Origin of the sequence: Rhodococcus sp. MS16 (genome assembly GCF_013277795.1) — a bacterium.
GTDB lineage: Bacteria > Actinomycetota > Actinomycetes > Mycobacteriales > Mycobacteriaceae > Rhodococcus_F > Rhodococcus_F globerula.
In genome coordinates this window covers 938,051-944,651 of sequence record NZ_VBTM01000005.1, presented here as the reverse complement: position 1 = coordinate 944,651, position 6,601 = coordinate 938,051, and the positions used below count along the sequence as shown (strand labels likewise).

The 6,601-nt window shown below is 62.9% G+C and carries 6 protein-coding genes; all 6 read right to left on the bottom strand.

Translation table 11 applies throughout. From position 1 onward, the window contains the following. Window positions 1-2 precede the first annotated feature (2 nt). Window positions 3-893 (bottom strand): glycosyltransferase, encoded by an 891-nt coding sequence (locus FEZ60_RS17090; protein ID WP_172936566.1) that lies wholly within the window; start codon window positions 891-893, stop codon window positions 3-5. Window positions 894-1,009: 116 nt separating this feature from the next. After that, window positions 1,010-1,498 (bottom strand): hypothetical protein, encoded by a 489-nt coding sequence (locus tag FEZ60_RS17085; RefSeq protein ID WP_033231688.1) that lies wholly within the window; start codon window positions 1,496-1,498, stop codon window positions 1,010-1,012. Then, a complete protein-coding gene (locus FEZ60_RS17080) occupies window positions 1,495-1,722 on the bottom strand; it encodes a helix-turn-helix transcriptional regulator (RefSeq protein WP_045064590.1) in 228 nt (75 codons plus the stop codon). Before FEZ60_RS17080 ends, FEZ60_RS17085 begins: the two co-directional genes overlap by 4 nt. Before the next feature lie 52 nt (window positions 1,723-1,774). Beyond that, entirely contained in the window at window positions 1,775-3,787 is a 2,013-nt protein-coding gene (locus FEZ60_RS17075; protein ID WP_172936565.1) for a YhgE/Pip domain-containing protein, read from the bottom strand. A gap of 5 nt (window positions 3,788-3,792) precedes the next feature. Next, window positions 3,793-4,515, bottom strand: coding sequence for an ATP-binding cassette domain-containing protein (locus FEZ60_RS17070; protein WP_051730301.1), 723 nt, complete (start codon window positions 4,513-4,515; stop codon window positions 3,793-3,795). A gap of 193 nt (window positions 4,516-4,708) precedes the next feature. Next, entirely contained in the window at window positions 4,709-6,544 is a 1,836-nt protein-coding gene (locus FEZ60_RS17065) for an acyl-CoA dehydrogenase (protein WP_033231684.1), read from the bottom strand. Window positions 6,545-6,601: the final 57 nt, after the last annotated feature.

Genomic DNA, 6,601 nt, shown 5'->3' with positions numbered 1-6,601 from the left:
TTTCAGAGGTAGTAGACACGGTTTTCGATGCTGCCACGGATGCGTCCGTAGAGATTGGCGAGGTGGAAGAGCCACATTCCCGTGGTGTTTCTCCGGACCTTCCTCGGAATCAAGGGATTTCGGAAGACAATGTAGGCAATCGTGTCAGCCAGCGCAATGGGCGATCGGCGAGGCATTCCGTGGTCGCGGAAACTCGCGTAGAGCTTGGCATCGGCACGTCCGCCCGCCACGTTCTGTCGCCAGTGTTCGAGGTACGAGTCACGCAGGCGGTAAGCGGTCACGGCGTCGGTGGCCTGTCCGAGAGTGAAGCCCCGCAATTGAAGTCGAACGCAGAACTCGAAGTCTTCACCGGAACCGGTGAATTCCTCGTCCCATCCACCGAGCTCGTCGATGAGGGACCGTGGCGCGGCAAAACTGCAGCCTGCAGTGACAGGGAGAAATCCGGGGATGTTCGGCAATGTGCCGCTTGTCGGAAGTGGGCGCCAGGAGGCGACGGCAGCAGAGTTGATCGACGCCGTTTCGAGGGTGCCGCCCACTGCGTCGTAGCGCGTGCATGCTTCCACCATCGCGCTGAGCCACCCGGAGTGGACGCGGTCGTCGGCGTCCGCGAACGCGATCAGCTCGCCTTTGGACTGTGCCACACCGGCATTGCGGGCGTGCGCCGCACCGGGCTTGTCGCTGCTGTCGATCAGCCGTAGCGCGAGCGTGGTCGCGTGGGGATAGTTCTCCAGGTGCCGCCGAAGACCGTCGGTAGAACCGTTGTCGCTGACGATCACCTCGAAGCGGCCCGCGTAATCCTGTGCGGCCAGTGCGTCCAGCTGTTCGTCGATCAGTTCGGTGGCGTTGTACGCGGGTATGACAACCGACACCAAGTCCGGGAGTGGGCTGGGCATCTGACCTCCGAATAGTGGGGACCCGAGCAGGTAGAGCCCGAGCGCGCCTCCACTCTATTCGGTTGCCGCGAACTTCTGGGCCGTCAGAAAAGATGGGCTGTCAGAAAGATGGGCGTTCAGAGAAGCTCGTCCGCCTCGTCGCGTAGGGCGGCGCGCCTCTGGTGGCGTTTTACACCCAGGACGGCAGCCGTGAGTCCGATGAGCGCACCGACTCCACCGCCGGCCCAGGTCGCGATTCCCTCGCCCGGCCGAGCCATCAGTTGTGCGACGACGCCGATCAGTGCGATCACGTAGACGGACCCGGCCACGAGTACTCGGGGCTCGAGACCCCTCATGCTCGCGTAGACATCGACATCGTGAGCCTGTGCGTAGCGCAGCACCACCATCGAACAGACAAACCACCCGATGATGAGTCCGAATGAAATCCACGCGCCGGTTCGTCCGGCAACCCACGGCAGAATCGCGGCGGCGATCAAAGCGATCCAGTACGCCAGTTGGAACCCGACCGCTGAGGCTTCGTTCCACACGTCGCGTTGGCGCTCGTCCTTGTAGAAGTCGTCGTCCAGATCGCCGACGAACCGCAGTGCCTTCATCATCGTGCTCATACTGTCTCCTCGGCATGTTCCGGTAGCGGGAAGAGTGTTTCGACGGTGGTTCCCAGCGCTCCTGCCAGCCGTATTGCCAGGTAGACACTGGGTGCGTAGTCACCGCGTTCGATGGAGACGATGCTCTGCCGACTCACCTGGCCAGCTGAGGCCAGCTGCGCCTGGGTGAGCCCAACGAGGCGTCGGTGCTCACGCACTCGGTTGTCTCCGGCTCTTTCGACCATGGAAAAAGTAAAGGACACTTGTCATTCAATGTCAAGTAGACTTGTCACAGCGCTACACCTCGATCGGCGGATGCAATCTATCCATCGTCCACTGCCGATTGCGCCGGGCGGCAAGCGAACTGGCGGTCAGTGATGCGATCAGAACCCCGCTGAGCACCGCGATGGACACCCAGAGCCTAGAGTCGATTCCGCCTACCGTGAGCTGGCGCAGACCGTTGACGGCGTACGTCATCGGATCGAACGGATGAATGATCTGGAAGGGTTTGGCTGTGGTTTCGACGGGATAGATTCCGCCGGCCGAAACCAGCTGCAACATCAGGAACGCCAGGGTGACAACGCGTCCGACGGACACACCGAATATCGCGTTGAAGGCTTGGATGAGTGCCATGTAGGTGGCGGTGATGAGAATGAGGAATCCGACGGTGCCCGCGACATGCGTGGCATGCAGTCCCACTCCGAAGTGCACCACCACGTACATGACGATCACCTGGCAGATGCCGATCAGCAGTGCCGGCCAGTACGACGCCAACACAACGCGCAGCGCTCCCAGTCCGTTGGCGATCGGGCGGTTCTGTAGTGGCTTGAGCAACATCCACGTGATGATGCCGCCCACGAACAATGCGAGAGGCAGGAAGAACGGAGCGAAACCGGTGCCGAAGGTGGCGGCTCGGTTCTTGTAGGTTTCCTGCAGTTCGACCGGACTGGAGAGCGTTTGCGCTGCCGCGGTGCGCTGCTCGTCAGTCCAACTCGGCACCTGTCCGGAGCCTTCGGTGAGCTTGGTGGCAAGTTCGGACGCGCCGGCCTGCAATTTCGGGGTTCCCTCGGCGAGCTGAGCAGCGCCGTCGGAGAGTTCGATACTGCCGTCGGTGAGCTGAACGAGACCACTGCTCAGCGTTTGGGCGCCGGCATTGACCTGTTGGCCTCCGTCGCGTAGCTGGACGAGTCCGCTGCGCAGTTCGCCGCCGCCGCCGACTGCCGCGCTCAGGCCGGCACGGAAGGTGCTCGACGGATCTCCGAGTTGATACGCGAGTTGCTGTGCGCCGCTTTTGAGCTCGGCCAGTTGCCCCATGGTGGATTCGCCGAACCCTTGGGTGCGCAGGATGTCCTGGGCGGGTGCCAACGCGTTGGCGATCTGCTGCGAAACGGGATCGGGATTCAGGCGCAGTGCTGCCACGGCTTGGCCCACCAACTGTGTTGCCTGAGCTTGCGTGTCGCCCAGAACATTCAGGGCGTCGACAACTTGGGTGACGCCGCCGCTGAGTTCTGTTGCGCCGTTGCCCAGTTGACCGGCACCCACATCGAGTTGTCCCAATCCGTCGGTGAGCGCCAGGATTCCACCGGTTGCGGTGTCGATTCCCGCAGATAGTTGCGCGGTACCGCCGGCAAGGGTGGCGGCGCCGTCGCGGGCGGTCACCATGTTGTCCGCCAAAGTCTTCGAGCCACTGGCAAGTTGGGCTGCGCCGTCGTTTGCGGTTGTCATGCCGGCGGAGAGTTGTTGTGCTCCGTCAGCGGCCTGTTTCAGCCCGGCGCCCGCGTCGGTGAGTCCCAGCAGCACGGTCTCGACGGATTGTGCGCCGATCGTGGCGCCCACCTGGTTGAGAATCTGCTGGGCGGCATTTTGGCCGATGATCGTGGCCAGGTAGTTGTTCACGTCGTTGAAGGCGAACTGCAACTGGGCTTTACGTGGGTTGTCGGACGTGGGCGAGGCGACCGCTTCACTGAAATTCTCGGGCAGTGTCAACGAGAAGTAGTACGTGCCGTCCGAAACGCCCTGCGCTGCTTCGGCGGGGGAGACGAGGTGCAGGTCCAGTTCGCCGGAGTCAAGGAGAGCTTGGCTCACCTGGTCGCCCGCGTTGAGTTCTTTCCCTTGAACCATGGCGCCGCGATCGATGTTGACCAGCGCGACCGGAACCTTGTTGACCTCGCCGAACGGATTCCAGAACGCCCACAAGTACATTGCGCCGTACAACAGTGGCATGAGGATGATGGTGACGAGTGCGATTCGGGGCATGACTCCCCGGGAGAACCGCTTCAGCTCGGTTCCGAGTGACATTCCTGCAAGCATCGCGGCTACCTCGCGCCTTCTTGATCGGGATAGGTGACATCGTCGCGCAGAGTGAGCACGTCGACCGGTGACCCTTCGGGCAGCGGATTCACCGTGGAGCAGATGACGGTCTGATATCGCCCCAGGTCGGCGAGTCGCTCCACCAGGTAGGCGCGCTCGTAATCGCGTCGTACCTGCTCGAGGTCGTCGATGACAAGCACCGCGGTCTTCTTGGTGTTTGCGACGGCGATCCGCAGCAAGGTGGCTTCGAGTTCACCGAGATCGCTGACGTATTGACCCAGACGCGGTAGTGGGTGATCGCCGAACACCGGCCCGCAGACGGCGGCGAGTTGCTCGTCACCGGCGCGGCCGATCAATTTGTACCATGGTGCATCCCAACGGATCTGCTCCGTGACGAGGTCGCGAACGGTGACCGACTGTGCCAGTTCGTCGATGTCCTCGAAACCGGCGATGGAGCAGATGTCGAAGATGTCGCGCGGGCGGGTACGTCCGAATACGCTCAGTGACCCGGAACTGGGCTTCAATCGCCCGCTCAGTGCCAGGAGCAGTGAGGTGCGTCCGGATCCGGCCGAGCCTTCGATGACGGTGACGCCGCCGGCTCCGATGTCGAGGTCTACCGGGCCGAATACCGGGCCCCACGGTCCGTCGAGGCGTAATCCCCGCGCTGTTACTGCTGTCTCGCGCGTGTACTCGGGCTGAGATTCGTACGCCTCGTGCGGAGCGGCCACGGCGATCACCTTTTCGGGTTGGAGTCGGCAGTGCTGGTTCAGCCAACCACAGACAACCCGAACTGGTGCCCCGAGTGGGCGGCCGATCGTGAAGGTTTTTGCTCGCTGCGCGAGTAAAAACCTTCACGATCAGCGAACTGAAACGGGTCCGGCCGCCGAGGGAAAACCCTCAGCGGCCGGACCCGTCAGTAAATCAGAATGCAGCTTCGTCGATCTCCATGATGTCGTTCTCCGTGTTGGCGATGATCTCGCGTGACGCGGTGAGCTCCGGCAGTACGTTCTTGGCGAAGAAGGACGCGATGGCGACCTTGCCCTCGTAGAACGCCTTGTCCTTGTCGGAAGCGCCGTTGTCCAGCGCTGCGATAGCGATCTCCGACTGGCGCAGCAGCTGCCAGCCGATGATCAGGTCGCCGACAGCCATCAGGAAGCGCACCGAGCCGAGTCCGACCTTGTACAGCTCGGAAGGCTGCTCCTGAGCGCCCATGAGGAACCCGGTGAGGGTTGCCGCCATGGTCTGGACGTCTTCGAGGGCGGTAGCAAGCAGTGCGCGTTCCGCCTTGAGGCGACCGTTGCCTGCTTCACTGTCGATGAACGTCTTGATCTGTCCGGCAATGTGAGCGAGGGCGACACCGCGGTCACGAGCGATCTTGCGGAAGAAGAAGTCCTGCGCCTGGATGGCGGTGGTTCCTTCGTACAGCGAGTCGATCTTGGAGTCGCGGATGTACTGCTCGATCGGGTAGTCCTGCAGGAATCCCGAGCCGCCGAGGGTCTGGAGGCTGTCGGTCAGGTACTGGTACGCGCGCTCGGAGCCGACGCCCTTGACGATGGGGAGCATGAGGTCGTTGACACGGAACGCGGTGTCCTTGTCGGCGCCCGAGACATGCTTGGCGACGATCTCGTCCTGGTGCGCCGCGGTGTAGAGGTACACCGCACGCAGGCCTTCGGCGTATGCCTTCTGCATCGCGAGGCTACGACGCACGTCGGGGTGGTGCGTGATGGTGACGCGCGGTGCGGCCTTGTTGGTCATCTGGGTGAGATCGGCACCCTGGACGCGCTGCTTTGCGTAGTCGAGAGCGTTGAGGTAGCCGGTGGAAAGGGTGGAGATAGCCTTGGTGCCCACCATCATTCGAGCGTGCTCGATGACGTCGAACATCTGCGCGATGCCGTTGTGAACCTCGCCGACCAGCCAGCCCTGGGCGGGGACGCCGTGGCCACCGAAGGTGAGCTCACACGTGGTGGATGCCTTGAGGCCCATCTTGTGCTCGACGTTGGTGACGAAGACGCCGTTGCGCTCGCCGAGTTCGTTGGTCTCGAAGTTGAAGTGCGTCTTCGGGACGAAGAACAGGCTCAGACCCTTGGTGCCGGGGCCGGCGCCTTCGGGGCGAGCGAGGACGAGGTGGAAGATGTTCTCGAACAGATCATCCGAGGTTGCGGACGTGATGAAGCGCTTGACACCTTCGATGTGCCAGGAGCCGTCGTCCTGCTTGATCGCCTTGGTGCGGCCGGCGCCGACGTCGGAGCCTGCGTCGGGCTCGGTGAGGACCATAGTGGCGCCCCAGCCGCGTTCGACAGCAGTGGCTGCCCAGCTCTTCTGCTCTTCGGTGCCGTTGTTGAACAGCACGTCGGCGAAGGAGGGGCCGGCCTGGTACATGAATGCGGCCGGCTGCGCGCCGAGGAGCATTTCGGCGATCGCCCACACGACCGTGCGGGGGACGGGAACGCCGCCGACCTCTTCACTCAGCCCCATGCGGAACCACTCGGCGTCCCACATGGTGCGGAAGGACTTCTTGAAGGATTCGGGAAGCTTCGCCTCGTGGGTCTCCGGGTCGAAGACAGGCGGGTTACGGTCGGCGTCGGCGAAGGACTCGGCGAGCGGTCCCTCAGCCAGTCGTGCGACCTCGGCCAGCATGCTGCGGACGGTGTCGGCATCGAGATCGCCCCAAGCGCCTTCGCTCAGTGGCTTTTCCAGTCCGAGTACCTCGAAGAGGTTGAACTCGAGGTCCCTGACGTTGCTCTTGTAATGGCCCATGTCTGCTTCTCCCAGTGAGGTGGTGCGGTCCAGCACTCCTAGTACCGCCCGAAGTTT

Bases quoted from the DNA above. Each gene is read 5' to 3' on its own strand.
- FEZ60_RS17065 (WP_033231684.1), bottom strand. From the start codon at position 6,544: ATGGGCCATTACAAGAGCAACGTCAGGGACCTCGAGTTCAACCTCTTC.
- FEZ60_RS17080 (WP_045064590.1), bottom strand. From the start codon at position 1,722: ATGGTCGAAAGAGCCGGAGACAACCGAGTGCGTGAGCACCGACGCCTC.
- FEZ60_RS17090 (WP_172936566.1), bottom strand. From the start codon at position 893: ATGCCCAGCCCACTCCCGGACTTGGTGTCGGTTGTCATACCCGCGTAC.
- FEZ60_RS17075 (WP_172936565.1), bottom strand. From the start codon at position 3,787: ATGCTTGCAGGAATGTCACTCGGAACCGAGCTGAAGCGGTTCTCCCGG.
- FEZ60_RS17085 (WP_033231688.1), bottom strand. From the start codon at position 1,498: ATGAGCACGATGATGAAGGCACTGCGGTTCGTCGGCGATCTGGACGAC.